Annotated in this window: 10 protein-coding genes; 3 read left to right on the top strand and 7 right to left on the bottom strand. The window is 58.8% G+C overall.

The window, feature by feature from the left end; all coding sequences use genetic code 11:
• Positions 1–3: 3 nt before the first annotated feature.
• The 6 genes from algG to P5706_RS27490 form a co-directional block, all read right to left on the bottom strand.
• Positions 4–1572 carry a mannuronan 5-epimerase AlgG gene (algG, locus tag P5706_RS27515; RefSeq protein ID WP_285683284.1) on the bottom strand — a complete coding sequence of 523 codons (1569 nt, stop codon included), beginning with the start codon at positions 1570–1572 and terminating at the stop codon, positions 4–6.
• On the bottom strand, positions 1572–3059 hold the full coding sequence (locus tag P5706_RS27510; protein WP_285683282.1) for an alginate export family protein: 1488 nt from the start codon (positions 3057–3059) through the stop codon (positions 1572–1574). Before P5706_RS27510 ends, algG begins: the two co-directional genes overlap by 1 nt.
• Positions 3056–4570, bottom strand: coding sequence for an alginate biosynthesis TPR repeat lipoprotein AlgK (gene algK, locus P5706_RS27505; protein ID WP_502945513.1), 1515 nt, complete (start codon positions 4568–4570; stop codon positions 3056–3058). Before algK ends, P5706_RS27510 begins: the two co-directional genes overlap by 4 nt.
• Positions 4571–4588: 18 nt before the next feature.
• On the bottom strand, positions 4589–5755 hold the full coding sequence (locus tag P5706_RS27500) for an alginate biosynthesis protein Alg44 (protein ID WP_065912574.1): 1167 nt from the start codon (positions 5753–5755) through the stop codon (positions 4589–4591).
• Positions 5756–5791: 36 nt separating this feature from the next.
• Positions 5792–7273: a mannuronan synthase gene (gene alg8 / locus P5706_RS27495; protein ID WP_200430869.1), complete on the bottom strand. Its 1482-nt coding sequence runs from the start codon at positions 7271–7273 to the stop codon at positions 5792–5794.
• Positions 7274–7356: 83 nt separating this feature from the next.
• Positions 7357–8673 (bottom strand): nucleotide sugar dehydrogenase, encoded by a 1317-nt coding sequence (locus tag P5706_RS27490; RefSeq protein ID WP_099548423.1) that lies wholly within the window; start codon positions 8671–8673, stop codon positions 7357–7359.
• A 1015-nt stretch (positions 8674–9688) separates the two neighbouring features.
• On the opposite strand from P5706_RS27490, the gene P5706_RS27485 reads away from it, so the two are divergent.
• Positions 9689–11020, top strand: a complete 1332-nt coding sequence (locus P5706_RS27485) for an IS110 family RNA-guided transposase (protein WP_285679304.1) — start codon at positions 9689–9691, stop codon at positions 11018–11020.
• A gap of 161 nt (positions 11021–11181) precedes the next feature.
• On the opposite strand, the gene yaaA is transcribed toward P5706_RS27485, so the two are convergent.
• Positions 11182–11961: a peroxide stress protein YaaA gene (yaaA, locus tag P5706_RS27480; RefSeq protein WP_285683274.1), complete on the bottom strand. Its 780-nt coding sequence runs from the start codon at positions 11959–11961 to the stop codon at positions 11182–11184.
• A gap of 120 nt (positions 11962–12081) precedes the next feature.
• Here yaaA and P5706_RS27475 point away from each other — a divergent pair, with 120 nt between their 5' ends.
• Positions 12082–13206 (top strand): polysaccharide deacetylase family protein, encoded by a 1125-nt coding sequence (locus tag P5706_RS27475; RefSeq protein WP_200430871.1) that lies wholly within the window; start codon positions 12082–12084, stop codon positions 13204–13206.
• A gap of 339 nt (positions 13207–13545) precedes the next feature.
• Positions 13546–14940, top strand: a complete 1395-nt coding sequence (locus tag P5706_RS27470; protein ID WP_012722339.1) for a PhoH family protein — start codon at positions 13546–13548, stop codon at positions 14938–14940.
• Positions 14941–15144: the final 204 nt, after the last annotated feature.

Genomic DNA, 15144 nt, shown 5'->3' with positions numbered 1-15144 from the left:
TCCTCAGTCCTGCATTTCGGTCTGGCGTTCGACAGGGTCGATCAGCACGGCTTTCTGCTGGCGCACCAGCAGGTCGAGAATCTCTTCCTGGCGATCGCCCAGCACACCGGCAAAGCTGATGCCGCTGGATTTGGTCGGCGCCAGCATCGACACGCGGTACAGCTCAATGCTCAACGGCGAATCAATCGACAGCGGCCCGCTGCCATTGCCGGCCAGCTCGCCGCCGACCACGATCAGCGAGACTTTCGCGTCAAACGGGTCGAGGGCGATGTCGCGGTCGGTGTCGGTCAAATCCTTGATGTGCCCGTACACGCCGGTCAGCCCGTTGGCCATGGCGGAGTTCTCGTACAGGCGAATGTTCACGCTGTTACGCACGCGGATGCCGTGGCGACGGTTGGCGATGACCTTGTTGCCCCACAACAGGTTGTCGCCGCTCTCATAGAGGGTGATGCCGTCGGTGTGGTTGCGGTAGATCTCGTTGTCGGCGATCAGGTTGTTGACGCTGTTACGGTCGATCACCAGGCCCGAGAGCTTGTTGTCGTAGCTGCGGTTGTTGAAGATGAAGCTGTCGTTGACCTCACGGGAAATAATGATCCCGTGCTTTTTCTGGGTGCCGTAGACGGTGTTGTCGGCAATGATCAGACCGTGGGAACGGTCGTGCGGGTCGATGCCGTAGACGATGTTGTCTTTGTAGGTGTTGCCCTTGATCACAAAGCCGGTGGTCTCGTAGCAGTAGAAGCCGTACCACATGTCGGAGAACTCGGAATCGATGATCCAGCCGGTCGGTTCCGCACGCTTGAGCACCTTGGCCATGTTCGGCGTGTACTGGGAAATACTCACGCCGTAAGACTTACTGTTGGCGTAGCCAAAGCTGGCCATCTTGGTCTTGGAGATATAGGTTTCGGTGCCGCCCCAGGCCAGCAGGAACGGGCGAAATTCCTTGGGCGACTTGAACAGCGCCGGGCCGTTGGCCTTTTCGTCCCAGCCGGTGATTTTGGTGTCACGTACAAACAGCTGGCCGTCGTTGATCAGGAACGAGCCCGCTTGCTGTGACAGGCGCAGCTCCTGAGTCTTCTTGTCGATGTCGAGGATGCCTTTGCGCCCGACCACAATCGGCAGCTTGGCCAGAAACACACCCGGCGAGGTTTCGCTGAGGTACTGCTTGGGCACTTTGCCAAGCAGGTCCTTGAGGTTCAGGTAGCCGTCGTCGACAAAGATCGCCTGGGGAATGCCGTGCTGGCGCACCACCCATTCGGCCATCTTGTTATCGCCGCCGATAAAGTCCTTGAGCGCGTCTTCTTGCATCATGCGGCGGATGCTGACTTTGCCTGGTTTGCTGCGCACGATCTTCTTTTCCATCGCCGCAGCGGTGTAGCCAGTCAGGTCCGGCAGCGCAGGTTTGGGCAGTTCCAGCGGCGCGGTGGGCGGGCTGGAAATGGTGTAGGTCTTGGCCTGTTGCAGTTCCTTGGCGATGGTCGGCGCCTTGGCTGCCGTATCGGCAAAGGCTGTGGCGCTGGCCATCAGCATTGCCGCGACGAGTAGGCTTTGAGCATTCATTGCGCAGGCTCCCATCAGAATTTCCAGATCACGTCGACAAACGCGCGGTGCATGTACGAGTCGACCTGGCTGCCATAGGCATCACCCGGTTTGAACACGCCCGCACGGAAACGCACAAGGGCCGAGGGTTCGTCGATTGACTGGCTGAGGGCCGCCGGCAACAGGCCCTTTTTGAAGTACTTGGTGACCACCAGGTCCATCTCCTGACCCAGGTCTTTTTTGCCGTCCTCCAGCGGTAACGAGGTGCTGGACAGGATCGCGCCGGTCACGTCGTCGGTGTTGTTCTGCACCGCATCGATGCCGTTGCTGCCCACCGGCTTGTTGCCGTCCACGCGCCAGAACTTGTGATAGACCAGGCTGGCGTCGTAGTCCTCGCGCAGCTGCCAGGAACCGAACAGGCTCATGGACTGCATGTTGTTCATCTCGCCGCGAAACGCTTCGCCAAAGCGATGCACGCGTGACTGGGTGCCGGTCCAGTTCGAACGGTTGCTTTGCAAGCCGTTCTGCTCGTACTCGGCGCTGGCACGGGAATAGGCCGCACCGACCTGCCACTGCGGGTCGAGGCGCAGGCGCACGCCGATGTCAGTGGCCCAGCCATTCACGTCGTCGCTGCGCTTGGCCTGGGTTGGGCGGGTGCCGTCGGCGTTGAGGGCGTTGACCGTGTCGCGGTTGCCTTTCATGCCGGTGACGCTGGCCCAGTAGTTAACCGTGTTGGTGTTGCGCCAGTTATAGGCGTCGCTGTTGGCTTCGATGCCGAGCCAGGTCAGGTCGCCGTTTTCGCGCTTGTCCAACGAGTCGGTCGCCACGCCCGGTTCCGGGTAGTCGAGCTTACCGTTGTCATGAGTGTGGTGGGCGCGCAAGCCGATCCACTGGCCTGGGGTCCACTGGTAGGCGGCGTCGGCGTAGAGGTGCTGGCGGTCCTTGTCCTTGGGCGACAGTTCCTTGAGGTCGGTGCGGTATTCGCTGAAGCGTTCGGCGACGCCGACATTGGCCTTGAGCAGGGTGGTATCGAAGGTCCAGTTCAGCGCTTCGATATTGGTGTCGCGCCATTGGCCGTCGTCATTGCGCAGGCGCTGGCGACCGAACTTGAGAATCTCGCCGGGGTAGGGCGTAAAACCGCTGTAGCCGACCCAGAACTCGCGCAGGGCCAGGTAGTTCTTCTTGGCCTTGCGGTCATCGTTGCTCGATTGTTCGGTAGTGTCATCGGCCGATTGTTGCAGGGTGTCGGTCTCGATGATGTCGCTGGAGGTCACGGCCTGGCCCATGGCGTAGGCGCTCCACGCGCCGCTTTCGCCGTAGACCCACGGGCGCAGATCGAGGCCGATGCCGTTGACGTCACCGCCTTTTTGCGTGCCAAGGTCGCGGTCATCTTCGGACTGTGCGGTGGCTTTGACTTCCAGGCCGAAGTTCTTGGCTTCGGTCAGCGCGGCCAGGGTCGGGCACGACCACAGCAGGGCGAAGGTCAGGCCGATACCGGCCTTGACGAATGGGTTGAGCTTCATAGGGATTCCTCGCCGTCTTCTTCTTGCAGGGCGTGCAGTTGCAGCGTGCTCTGGGCCAGGGTGCCGCGTGCGGCCAGCTCCTGTTGCACCAGGCGTTGGCCTTCGGCGCGTTGCTCAGGTGTGAGCGGGGCTTCGAGCTGCGTGGCCAGGTCATTGGCCTCTGGCGTGTCCTGGGCTTTGGCCAATTGGCTGAAGACATAGGCGTTCAATGGGTCGGGCTTGGTGCCCTTGCCCTGGGAAAACAATTGCGCGATGGCGAAGTCGGCGCTGTTCTGGCCGTTGCGTGCAGCGGTCAGCAAGTGGTCGAGGGCTTTTTGCGAGTAGACCTTGCCCAGGTAGCCACGGCGATAGATCTGGCCGAGGTAGTAATCGGCGGCGACTTCACGGCCCACGGCTTTTTCGAAATGCGCTTCGGCAGCCTTGGCGTCTGCCGGCACCCACTTGCCTTCGTAGTAGAGCTTGCCCAGCAACAGCTCGGCGCGCGGTTGGTCGGCGGCGCGGCCGTTGTCCAGGTACTTCATCATCTGGTCGACGTCGCCCAGTTCGGGGAAGTCGTAGAGCAGTTGCGCCAGGCTGACCCAGGAGGCCGGGTAGCCAGGGGCGATTTTTTCCAGCAGGGCCTGGGCGGTTTTTTCATCCGGCTGGCCGAGGGTCGCGTCACCCAATACGCGGGCTACGCTGTCGACGCGCTGGGCGGTGACGGTGCCACGGGCGTAGCCTGCTTCCAGCTGCTTGAGCAACTCGGCTTGTTTTTCCGGCTCGGCTTTTTTCTGGTAGACCGTGGCCAGTTCGACGTAGCAGATATCGGTGGTGTTCAGCGCCGCCTTGCAGATGCGCTCTACATCATCCAGATGCTGGTCGTAGGTGCCCTGGGTGCGATACAGCAGCACTTGGGCCAGACCCGCTTCCGGGTAACCGGCTGCCTGCCATTTGCTGATCTGTTGCTGGGCGTTCACGTTAGGGAAGCTGTGCGGGTATTGCAGGTACAGCATCGCCAGCGGGATCAGGGTGTTGCCTTCGCCATTGGCAAAGGCCTTTTTCAACAGGCCTTCGGCTTCGTGTTGTTCGGCTTCGGTAGCGCCGGGCTTGGCCACCAGCAGGCGGCCCAGACGGGCCTGGGCACGCGGCGAGGTGTCGGCGGCGGCGCGGTAAGTGGCTTCGGCCTGGCGGATCTGCTCGGGATCGCGGGTGGTGACCTGGATGTCGGCGAGGCCGACTTGGGCTTCGCTGTAACCGAGGTCTGCCAACTGCTGGTAGTTCTGTTGGGCGGTGACCGTGTCGCCGCGCTTCAACGCTTCGTTGGCCAGGCGTTGGTCGGGCAGGCCGGCGCAACCGGCCAGAGAGACCGCCAATGCCAGTGCGCAGAATGCAGAGGCTGAGTGAAATCTGCTCTGTGTGGGAGCTGGCTTGCCTGCGATGGCAGTGGTGGATTCGCCGCCGCCATCGCGGGCAAGCCCGGCTCCCACAGAAGAGCATTCCCACAGGGGCAGCGGTGTATTTGAGAGAGTCATCACAGGCATGTCCTCCGCTTACAGACCGTGAGCCATGGCTTTATCGATCAGCCAGTTCAGCGAAGGGCCACGGTCGCTGGTGACTTCCACCGGGCGGCCTGCGTAGGTGCTGTCCAGCGGCGCATCCGGCTTGATCTGCACGCGAATGTCGGAAGACAGGTCGGCGCTGTTCAGGCTGGTGCTGCTGACGATGGTGCCGGTGCGCAGCTGTTCTTCGTCGGCGACCTGAAAGCTCACCTGTGTACCTGGGCGTACGTCACCGAACTGGCGATAGGTAAAGCGCGCTTCCACATTGGCCTGGCTGCCGCGTGGCACCAGTTGGAAGATCACATCGCCTTTGCTGGCGTACTGGCCGTCGGCGACCAATTGCTGGGCGACCACGCAATCGCACGGCGAGGTGAGGGTGCCGGTCATTTGCTTGCCGAACAGCTCTTCAACCTTGGCCGGTTGCAGTTGGTCTTCGTCCAGATGGCCCTTGAGCACATCGAGCATGCTGGTGCTGAACGTCGCCAATGGCGCGCCTTTGGCCGCTACCGCGTCACCTTTGAGCAGGCTTTGCACGGTGCCGTCGCGCGGCATGGTCACGTTCATGCCGGGCACACTGACGAGGCCGGCCTGGGCGTGGCTGACGAAGTACATGCCATAGACCGACTTGAACACAAAACCGAACGCGGCGAGGCCGACAATGAAGATCCCGGCGCTGAACACCACGGCGCGCAGGCGACCGAAAGCGCTCATGCCGCTGCCGCCGTCCTTGACCTTGCGTGCCTTGGTGAAGTTGTCGCGTTGCAGCGTGGCCAGCACGTCGCCCATGGTCACGATGTCGCCGGACAGGTGCGAAGTGATCAGGTGACGCAAGGTGGAAATATCCTGGGCGTCTAGGTTCTGGAACTGGCAACCGGTGCGGCCGCTCTGGCGGTCGTAGGAGCGAATTTGCAACTCCACGTCCATCGCCAAACCGAGGTTATCGATCACGAACTGCAAGCGGCCCTTGTGCACTTCACCGACGGTCAGCGGCTGGGTTGCGGTGAACGCCAGGCCACCGGCGGACAGGTCGATCACCCGTGCTTCGGTCTGGGTGCGGTCGGTGTTGAAGAACCGCAGCTTGGCCGGGATTTTGACCCGGGCATGTTGGCGCTGGGCTTCGGATTCGTGGACAACGTTGGCGTTTACTGGGCTGTTCATATGTTCGATTTCCTAGTTAATTCAGGCTTGGCTGGGTCAGACCATCATCAGCAACACGGCGACGAAAATGCTGCCGGCGGAGAAGGTCATGGTCCGAGACGACCAGGTGTTGAACCAACGTTGAAAGCTGGCCAAATCGCGGGTCAGTTTGGTGTCCTGGCGGGTCCAGGACTGTTGATCAAGGCGGAAGAACACGTAGATCTTCACCAGCGCGCCCATGATCTGGTTGTAATAGAGAATCACCGGGTAAGCCGGGCCGATCTTGTGGCCGGAGCACGATAGCAACAGGGTCAGAATCAGGCGGGTGATGCCGATCCACAGCAGGTACGCGAGGATGAACGCGCCGCCGTATTTGAACGTGGCGATGATCGCCACGGTCAGGCCGAGCAAGGAGGTCCACATCGACACGCGCTGGTCGAACAGCACCACGCTGGTGAACAGGCCCAGGCGGCGAACGCCGAGGCCGAGCGCGCGGGAGTTCTGGCGCAGGTTGTTGCCGTACCAGCGGAACATCAGCTTGCGGCTGGCCTTGATAAAGCTTTTTTCTGGCGGGTGTTCCACCGTATTGATCGCGGCGTCCGGCACGTAGAAGGTGTCGTAGCCCAAGCGCATCAGGCTGAACCAGCTGGACTTGTCATCGCCGGTCAAAAACTTGAAGCGGCCCAGGCGCCAGTGTTGCAGCGAGTCGCTTTCCACGTCGGCGATAAAGCCCGGGTCGGTAACCACGCTGGCACGGAATACGGACATACGCCCGGTCATGGTCAGCACGCGCTTGGACAGGGCCATGGAACACATGTTGATGTGGCGCTGGGCGAAGCGCAGCTTGTGCCACTCGCTCATGATGTAGCCGCCGCGTACTTCACAAAATTCGTTGGTGGTCAGGCCACCGACATTGCCGAACAGCTGGAACCACGGCACGGTCTTGCGCACTACACCTTCGGCGAGCACGGTGTCGCCATCGATCACGGCCACCACGGCGCGGTCGTCCGGCAAGTGGCGCGAGATAGCGCGGAAACCAAAGGCCAGGCCATCGCGTTTGCCGGTGCCGGCGATGCGCACGAAGTCGAGCTTCACGCGTTCCGGTGGGTTCATGCGCTCCCACAGGCTTTTCACCAGCAGCTCATCGGACATTTCCACCAGCGAGCACACCACGGTGGTGGGGAAACCGCATTCGATAGCTTCGCGAATCACCGAGCTGTAGACCTGCGCGGTGGTCAGCGCGTCGATACGAAAACTGGTGACCATCAGGAACACATGGGACGGGTCGGCGGCCTTGCCCAGCTTGCGCACCTTGCGGCGCAAGTGCGGGTAGACCACGTACAGGAACAGCATGCCGCGAAAGAAATGCGTAGCACCCATCGAGTAGCGCCAGATACCGACGGCGCCAATCAGGAAAATAAAATTCTTCGACTGCGAGTCGAACGTACTCGCCGGCAACAGCAGGGCGAGACCCATCAGCAGGCTGAGGAAGAACAGCCAACCGGCCGATTGCAGTAATACATGTTTTAACTTGGACATAAGCGTCATCCGGAAGGGAAGGAGGCTTCAGGCTGCACGCGCTGGGGATAAAGACACGTGCAACCCGAAACTTGCCGTCGCTGTTACCAGCAAATGCCTTCGGTACGGCCACTGACACTGGTGGCCTGGGACATGAAGCCCACCAAGTCGATCACCTGTTTGCCGTGAGGTGCGTTGTGCGCCAGGGCACGGAATTTCTCGTCACGGTTGCCGAGGATGATCACGTCGGAGTTGTTGATCACGTCGTCGAAGTCGGAATTGAGCAGCGACGACACATGCGGGATCTTGCCTTCGATGTAGTCCTTGTTCGCGCCGTGGACACGGGCGTACTCGACGTTGCTGTCGTAGATGCTCAGGTCAAAGCCCTTGCCGATCAGCATTTCCGCGAGTTCCACCAGCGGGCTTTCGCGCAGGTCGTCGGTGCCGGCCTTGAAGCTCAGGCCCAGCAGGGCAACTTTGCGTTTGTCGTGGCCGGCGACGATATCGAAGGCGTTCTGCACCTGGGATTCGTTGCTGCGCATCAGCGAGTTGAGCAACGGCGCTTCCACGTCCAGCGAGCTGGCGCGGTAGGTGAGGGCGCGCACGTCTTTGGGCAGGCACGAACCGCCGAACGCAAAGCCTGGGCGCATGTAGTACTGGGACAGGTTGAGCGTCTTGTCCTGGCACACCACTTCCATCACTTCGCGACCATCGACGCCGACGGCCTTGGCAATGTTGCCGATCTCGTTGGCGAAGGTGACCTTGGTGGCGTGCCACACGTTGCAGGTGTACTTGATCATCTCGGCGACGGCGATGTCCTTGCGGATGATCGGAGCGTCGAGTTCTTCGTACAGCGATTGCAGGACATCGCCGGAGGCTTTGTCGAACTCACCGATGACGGTCATCGGCGGCAGGTCGTAGTCGGCGATGGCAGTGGATTCACGCAGGAACTCAGGGTTCACTGCAACACCGAAGTCGACACCGGCTTTTTTGCCCGAGCAGTCTTCCAGGATTGGGATCACCACATTGGCCACGGTGCCCGGCAATACGGTGCTGCGCACCACGATGGTGTGACGGGTGGTTTTGTCACGCAGGACAAAACCGATCTCGCGGCATACCGCTTCGATGTAGTTGAGCTCCAGGTCGCCGTTCTTCTTGCTCGGCGTGCCCACGCAAATCATCGACAGGTCGGTGTCGCGGATGGCGTCGGCGAAGTTGGTGGTGCCACGCAGTCGACCGTTTGCGATGCCTTGGCTCAACAGTTCGCCCAGACCCGGTTCAACGATCGGCGATTTACCCGCGTTGATCAGGTCGATCTTATCCTTGGAGATGTCTACACCGACCACTTCGTGGCCACGGGCAGACAGGCAACCGGCACAGACTGCGCCAACGTAACCCAAACCAAATATGCTGATGCGCATCGCAATTACCTCGTTGTTTAATACAGGCCATTAGATGGCTGGAGTTCATGTTTGCAAGCGTCACTGATGCCACGAAAGTTGGGCGAATAGACGCCGACTTACCGCGTGCAGGCATGTTTAATGACGAGTGACTAATAAGTGCACTCAAGATGTGCGCAACGTGGCCTTGTTATTGAGGCTTGCCCTGAAATGCAGCCGGCCTTCCTGGGAGAAGGGCCTGGCGTCAGTGCCGCAGGGCTATGATAGAGGCTGATAGCCTTTAAATATCAGTGCCTTGGGTTGTCTCACTGACCCATTAGGGGAAGCTCGGCCTTGGCCTTATAGTGCGTGGCAATTCATCCTTGTCGCCGCTATCAATTAATCAATTAGTGATATGACTCCTGAGTCAAAGTTGAATTATGACAACTTTGCTACTTCCGTGGGTTGGTCATGTAAGTCATCTCTTACAGCAACAGAGAATTTCGTTACCGGTGGTATGAGCGGTGCTTTAGGGTGAAGTTCCTGGCCGCTCATCCTGTTTCCGGAAATTTCTTGAAATATTAGAAAAGATGGCACTGGTACTATATTGATAGCACTTGCTATTTGGGCGAGTGGTTATGGGGAGTTGAAGAGCGGGGATAGTTTTGTGCCACTAGTGTTCGAAAAAAGTGGTGCCACTACGAAAAAAAATGACGAATGTCGAGTGAAAGATTCGTTAGGAATTTGCTTGATGGTTTATTGGCGCCAAATAAATGGCTTTTATGGCATGGAATGCAGACAAAAATGTGGGAGGCCCCGCCACCTCTTCGATGTAGCGCTGTCGCGCATCAAACTGGTTCATCGTAAGGTTGAAGAACGCGGGCGGGGCAAAGGCCGTAACCAGCACTGGTGTGACAGCACCCGAGTGGGAGAGTGGCCTGCACGGTATCGGCGTGGAGTCATTGTCGGCACAGCTAGCTGTGACCACGTATAAGAGAGTGAATCCGCTCGCCACCGTGTACCCCGCCCGCGTCATTCAATCCTGCGAGGAATTGTCATGACGCGCAAGAACCAAAAACGGTTTGAAGTTATTCACCCTGACTGCGCTGCCGTTGATGTTGGCGGCGGTGAACATTTGGCTGCCGTTGATCCGACGAAATGCGATGACCCGGTTAAAAGGTTTTCAACCTTCACCGACGATTTGCACGCCATGGCCGATTGGTTTGAGTCCATGGGCGTCAAGATGGTGGCGATGGAGGCGACCGGCGTTTATTGGATCCCACTTTTCGAGATACTGGATAGACGAGGTTTTGAGGTCTATCTCGTTAACTCCCGCGCGACTCGACAAATTACCGGACGAAAGTCCGATGTACTGGATTGCCAGTGGATTCTTCAGCTCATGACGCACGGCCTGTTGAGAGGCGCTTTTCGGCCCTCGGACGAAGTGTGCTCACTGCGCTCACTGGTCCGTCAGCGTGGCAATAAGGTGCGTGACCAAGCCAAAGCGCTTAATCGGATGCAAAAGGCGCTGGTCCAAATGAACATCCAGCTGGCTCAGGTCATCAGCAACATTGCCGGGGTGACGGGCATGAGCATTTTGCGAGCAATCGTTAAAGGCGAACGGGACCCCGAAGTACTCGCCATGCTCAGAGACAAGCGCGTCAAAGCAGACCAGGCCACTGTCGCCCGCAGCTTGCGCGGTAATTGGCGAGCCGAGCATTTGCATGCGCTGAGTCAGGAGTTGGCAGCTTATGATTTTCTGGAAAAACAGATTGGCGAGTGTGATCAAGCCATTGCGCAGGCACTGGAGCGACTACCCGTTCTTCAGGCGGATGTTGTTCCGCCCAGCAAAACACTGCGCAACCCACACCGCTCAAATGAGCAGCAACTGATTTTGCATCGCGCGCTGAACAAGGTCATGGGCGTGGATTTGACCGCAATCCCAACCATCGGAATCGACACGGCGTTGGTTTTGGCCAGTGAATTGGGGGCGGATTTATCACGCTTTCCGACTTCGCAGCACTTCTGTTCGTGGCTAGGCCTTGCACCGCCGACGAGAATTTCGGGAGGAAAACCCCTTCCTGGAAAGACGGTGAAAGTGATTAATCGAGCTGCGCAAGCGCTGAAGCAAGCTGCCTCTATTGCACGCAACGATAAAAGTTTTATCGGTGCCAGCCACCGAGCGCGCCTGACCCGGATGGACACCTGTTGTGCCATCAAGGCGACAGCTCATCAACTGGCACGGCTGATCTACGCGATGCTGACCAAAGGTCAGCCTTATGTTGAGAAGGGAATGGAGGAATTTGAAGAACGTAGCCGAGACCGACAACTGCGCGCCCTGGAACGCAAGGCGCGAAAGTTGGGGTTGCAGCTGATTGAAGCGGCTTAATTTTTAAGAGCAAAAACAATGAGTTATTTTTTGTTTGATAAGAGCTGGCTTGCCTGCGATCGCGGTGTATCAGTCAGAGTATCTGTTACTGACAAACCGCATTCGCGAGCAAGCCCGCTCCCACATTGGATCTTTAGCGTTGGTGAGGACGTATCAGGGCGCTATTGCGGTGCGTGATCGCGCAGGAACACCAAATTATCCGGCTTGGACTGCTCGGCATTGAAGCGATAACCCTGCACATCAAACTGCTTCAGCTTGGCTGGGTCGTTGATGCGTTCTTCAATCACAAAACGGCTCATCATGCCCCGCGCCTTTTTGGCGTAGAAGCTGATGATCTTGTACTGGCCGTTCTTCAGGTCCTTGAACTCGGTGTTGATAATCCGTGCGTTCAGGGCCGTGCGCTTGACCGCCGAGAAGTACTCGTTGGAGGCCAGGTTGAGCAGTACGTCGTCGCCTTGTTCGGCCAGTGCTTCATTCAACCATTCGCTGATGCGCGTGCCCCAGAACGTGTAGAGGTCTTTGCCACGGGCGTTGGGCAGTTTGGTGCCCATCTCCAGGCGGTACGGCATCATCAGGTCCAGCGGGCGCAGCAGGCCGTAGAGGCCCGAGAGCATGCGCAGGTGGTCCTGGGCGTAACTGAAGTCGGCATCGCTGAAGGTTTCGGCATTCAGGCCGGTATAGACGTCGCCCTTGAACGCCAACAGCGCCTGCTTGGCGTTGGCCGGCGTGAAGGCCGGGGTCCAACTGCCGAAGCGGGCGGCGTTGAGGCCGCCGATTTTGTCGGAGACGTGCATCAACTCGCTGATTTGCGCCGGGCTCAGTTCGCGCAATTGTTCGATCAGCTCCTGGGAGTGATCGAGGTATTGCGGCTGGGTGAAGCGTGGGGTGACCGGCTTTGACTCGAAGTCGAGGGTTTTGGCGGGGGAAATCACCATCAGCATGAAGTTGGCTCCTGTAATCGTGGCAGGGATTCTAGGGGGTTGAGTGGTTTGACTCCACCTATGATGGCGATAGGCACGATCCGCTATGATGGGCGGTAACTCTGGAGAGGGAGACCCTGCGTGCGCCTAGCACTTTTATTGTCAGCCTGCTTACTGTGCCTGAACGCCAACGCCGCGCCGGTGGATGTCGCCAGCCTGGACCGTGGCACCTGGCCGGAAAAGCTCAGCAGCCCGGCACTGTTCGATGTCGCCTCACGCGCCGAAATCCTGATGTTCTCCCATAGCCTGCTGGCCAGCGAAAACCAGGATGAGACCGCCCTCAAACAACGTCTTGGCCTGAAGATCATCAACCTGGCCGCCATCGACGACCTGCGTCGCCAGCTCTGGCAGCGCTTGCTGGAAAACTACACGGCCGCCCAGCAAAGCTGCGAAGAGGACGCCTCGTTCTGTTACCTGGTGGAAAACATGGACGACCTGCGCGAGCAGGCCGGCAAGTTTCAGGTCAGCGATAACTCCTTCTATATAGGCTGGGCCGGGCCTAGCCATAACTTCCATGAGCGTTACCTGGACGAACTGTTGCGCAAAGCCGCGCTGTTCCCGCAGATCAGCAGCGAGGTTCTGCGCTTTGGTGACCACGAACGCAATGGCGATGAGTTCAACGACCGCCTGTTCCTGCTGACCTTCGACGGCGGCCCCGCGCCGGTCAGCGGTAATACCGACTGGCTCACTGATTACCTGCGCAAGCAGAAGATGAACGCTATGTTCTTTGCGCTCGGCAGCAGCCTGCAAACCCGTGTGGAGCGCAGTTCCGCCAGTGACGTGCAGGCGTTGTACCAAGGCCAGTGCGTAGGCACCCAGGGTTGGCAATACCGCTCCCATAGCCATTGGGTCGAGTGGCAAAGCTCGATTACGCGCAGCGCTGCGCTGGTGCAGAACCTGATGCCGGAAAACTATGTGCCGCTGTTTCGCCCGCCCTATGGCCAGCGCCGTGCCGACAGCCAGGGCTTTTTCCAATCTCAGGGGTTGCAGGTGGCGTTGTGGGACATCGACTCCCAGGACGAACCGGGCAAACTCAAGGCCGATGAGTCGGCGCAACGGGTGCTGACGCTGATGTTGCTGTGGCGCAAAGGCGTGATTGTGTTTCACGACACCCAGGACAAGGCGCGGGTAGCATTGCCGATGTTATTGCAGGCAACCGGGCAAAGTGGCTTGGGTTGGCAGGACTGCCGGGAGGCGTTTCGCTGAAGTGCCCGGCCCTGTTGGGGATGGGGGATTTCAGGGGTGATTTTGTGCGACATTTCGATGCAGGCCGACTTCCGACTTTAACGGGGTCACTGGCACTCGGCTAGTGCTATTCGTCATCCTGAAAAATAAACTTCAAAAAAGCGTCAAAGTGCTTTTTCCTGTCATGGGTTTTGCGGTATTACGAAGTCAGATCGCCGAACCCTGCAACACAGGTGGCGTCTTCCAAGACTCCTCATGTGGGCACTGCACTTGACGTCACTCAGGTGCAGTCGGTGGTCGAATCGAGGCGCAGCACCGCCCAGGTATTGCGTCGAATGGCTCCCACAAAGGTGACCGAGTATGGATGATCATGGACGTAACCCTTCTTCCGACCAGCCAATCCTTTATGTGCTTGATACCAACGTATTGATCCACGATCCAAACGCACTGCTTAACTTCGAAGAACACCACGTCGCCATCCCGATGATCGTGCTTGAGGAGCTCGACAAACTCAAAAGCGGGCACCACAGCGTGGCCGCCGAATGCCGCCAGGCGATCCGCCTGATCGACAAAACCCTGGGTGAAGCCTCGCCCGAGGACGTTGAGGTCGGCGTGCCGATCCAGCGTGGCAAAAGCGGGCCGAAGGGCTTGCTGTCGATTCTGATGAGCAAGCGCAGCGAGCCCAACAGCCTGCTGCCGGAAAACCTCAACGACAACAAAATCATCAACCAATTGATCGACCTGCACGCGCGCGACAAGGACCTGCGCCTGGTGCTGGTGACCAAAGACATCAATATGCGCCTCAAGGCACGAGCGTGTGGGATCGCTGCCGAGGACTACAGTACCGACCAACTTGTCGACGACGTGTCGATGCTGTCGCGGGGTTATCACACCGTGACCGGCTCCTTCTGGGACTTGGTCAGCAAGGTCGAAACCCGTCAGGACCATGGCCGCACCTGGCATCAGGTACAGCTGATCGACAACCTGCCGGCCGTTCACATCAACGAATTCATCATCGACGAGCAGGGGTTTGTGGGCTGGATCAAAGAGATCCAGGTCGACAAGTTGCTGATCCTCGACCTGCATCAGGAACCCCTGTTGCACCAGGAAGCCTGGGGCCTGAAACCGCGTGATATCTACCAGAGCCTGGCGCTGTATGCGCTGCTCGACCCGGACATTCACCTGGTCAACCTGACCGGCGCCGCAGGCTCGGGGAAAACCATCCTCGCCCTGGCGGCCGCCATCGAGCAGACCATGGTGACCAAGCGTTATCGCCGCATCATTGCTACCCGCAGCGTGCAGGGCCTGGACCAGGAGATCGGCTTTCTGCCCGGCACCGAAGCGGAAAAAATGGAGCCGTGGCTGGGGGCGATCACCGACAACCTCGAAGCCTTGCACATGGATGACGAAAACACCCATGGCAGCGTCGATTACATCCTCAGCAAAGTGCCGTTGCAGTTCAAATCCCTCAACTACATCCGAGGTCGCAGCTTCCAGCAAAGCCTGATTCTGATCGATGAATGCCAGAACCTCACACCGCACCAGATGAAAACCATCATCACCCGTGCCGGCGCCGGTTCCAAAGTGGTGTGCCTGGGCAACCTGGCACAGATCGACACCCCTTACCTGTCCGCGACCAGCTCCGGGCTGACCTACCTGACGGAACGCTTCAAAGACTTCCCGAACGGCGTACATATCGCGCTGCAAGGGGTACCACGTTCGATTCTGGCCGAGTACGCCGAATCCCACCTGTAATCGCCCATGCTGTAGTTAGTGGCTAAATGCCACAAAAAACCCCGAATTTCTCGCGAAATTCGGGGTTTTTGCTGTGGGCGACATTTGTCTTCGTTAATGCGTCCTGGGTGCTTGTCGCCTTTGTAATTATTTTGTTACATTTTTTATCGCCGAAAACTATAAGAAAACTGCGTAACCCGTCGGAACAAGACCGCTTGGATTCGA

Origin of the sequence: Pseudomonas sp. ChxA (assembly GCF_030263855.1) — a bacterium.
GTDB classification, from domain to species: Bacteria; Pseudomonadota; Gammaproteobacteria; order Pseudomonadales; family Pseudomonadaceae; genus Aquipseudomonas; species Aquipseudomonas fluorescens_CB.
Note: the sequence above shows the minus strand (reverse complement) of the source record. Positions and strands in the feature narration are given on the sequence as shown.

Bases quoted from the DNA above. Each gene is read 5' to 3' on its own strand.
- P5706_RS27500 (WP_065912574.1), bottom strand. From the start codon at position 5,755: ATGAACAGCCCAGTAAACGCCAACGTTGTCCACGAATCCGAAGCCCAG.
- algG (WP_285683284.1), bottom strand. From the start codon at position 1,572: ATGGGAGCCTGCGCAATGAATGCTCAAAGCCTACTCGTCGCGGCAATG.
- alg8 (WP_200430869.1), bottom strand. From the start codon at position 7,273: ATGTCCAAGTTAAAACATGTATTACTGCAATCGGCCGGTTGGCTGTTC.
- yaaA (WP_285683274.1), bottom strand. From the start codon at position 11,961: ATGCTGATGGTGATTTCCCCCGCCAAAACCCTCGACTTCGAGTCAAAG.
- P5706_RS27490 (WP_099548423.1), bottom strand. From the start codon at position 8,673: ATGCGCATCAGCATATTTGGTTTGGGTTACGTTGGCGCAGTCTGTGCC.
- algK (WP_502945513.1), bottom strand. From the start codon at position 4,570: ATGACTCTCTCAAATACACCGCTGCCCCTGTGGGAATGCTCTTCTGTG.
- P5706_RS27510 (WP_285683282.1), bottom strand. From the start codon at position 3,059: ATGAAGCTCAACCCATTCGTCAAGGCCGGTATCGGCCTGACCTTCGCC.
- P5706_RS27485 (WP_285679304.1), top strand. From the start codon at position 9,689: ATGACGCGCAAGAACCAAAAACGGTTTGAAGTTATTCACCCTGACTGC.
- P5706_RS27470 (WP_012722339.1), top strand. From the start codon at position 13,546: ATGGATGATCATGGACGTAACCCTTCTTCCGACCAGCCAATCCTTTAT.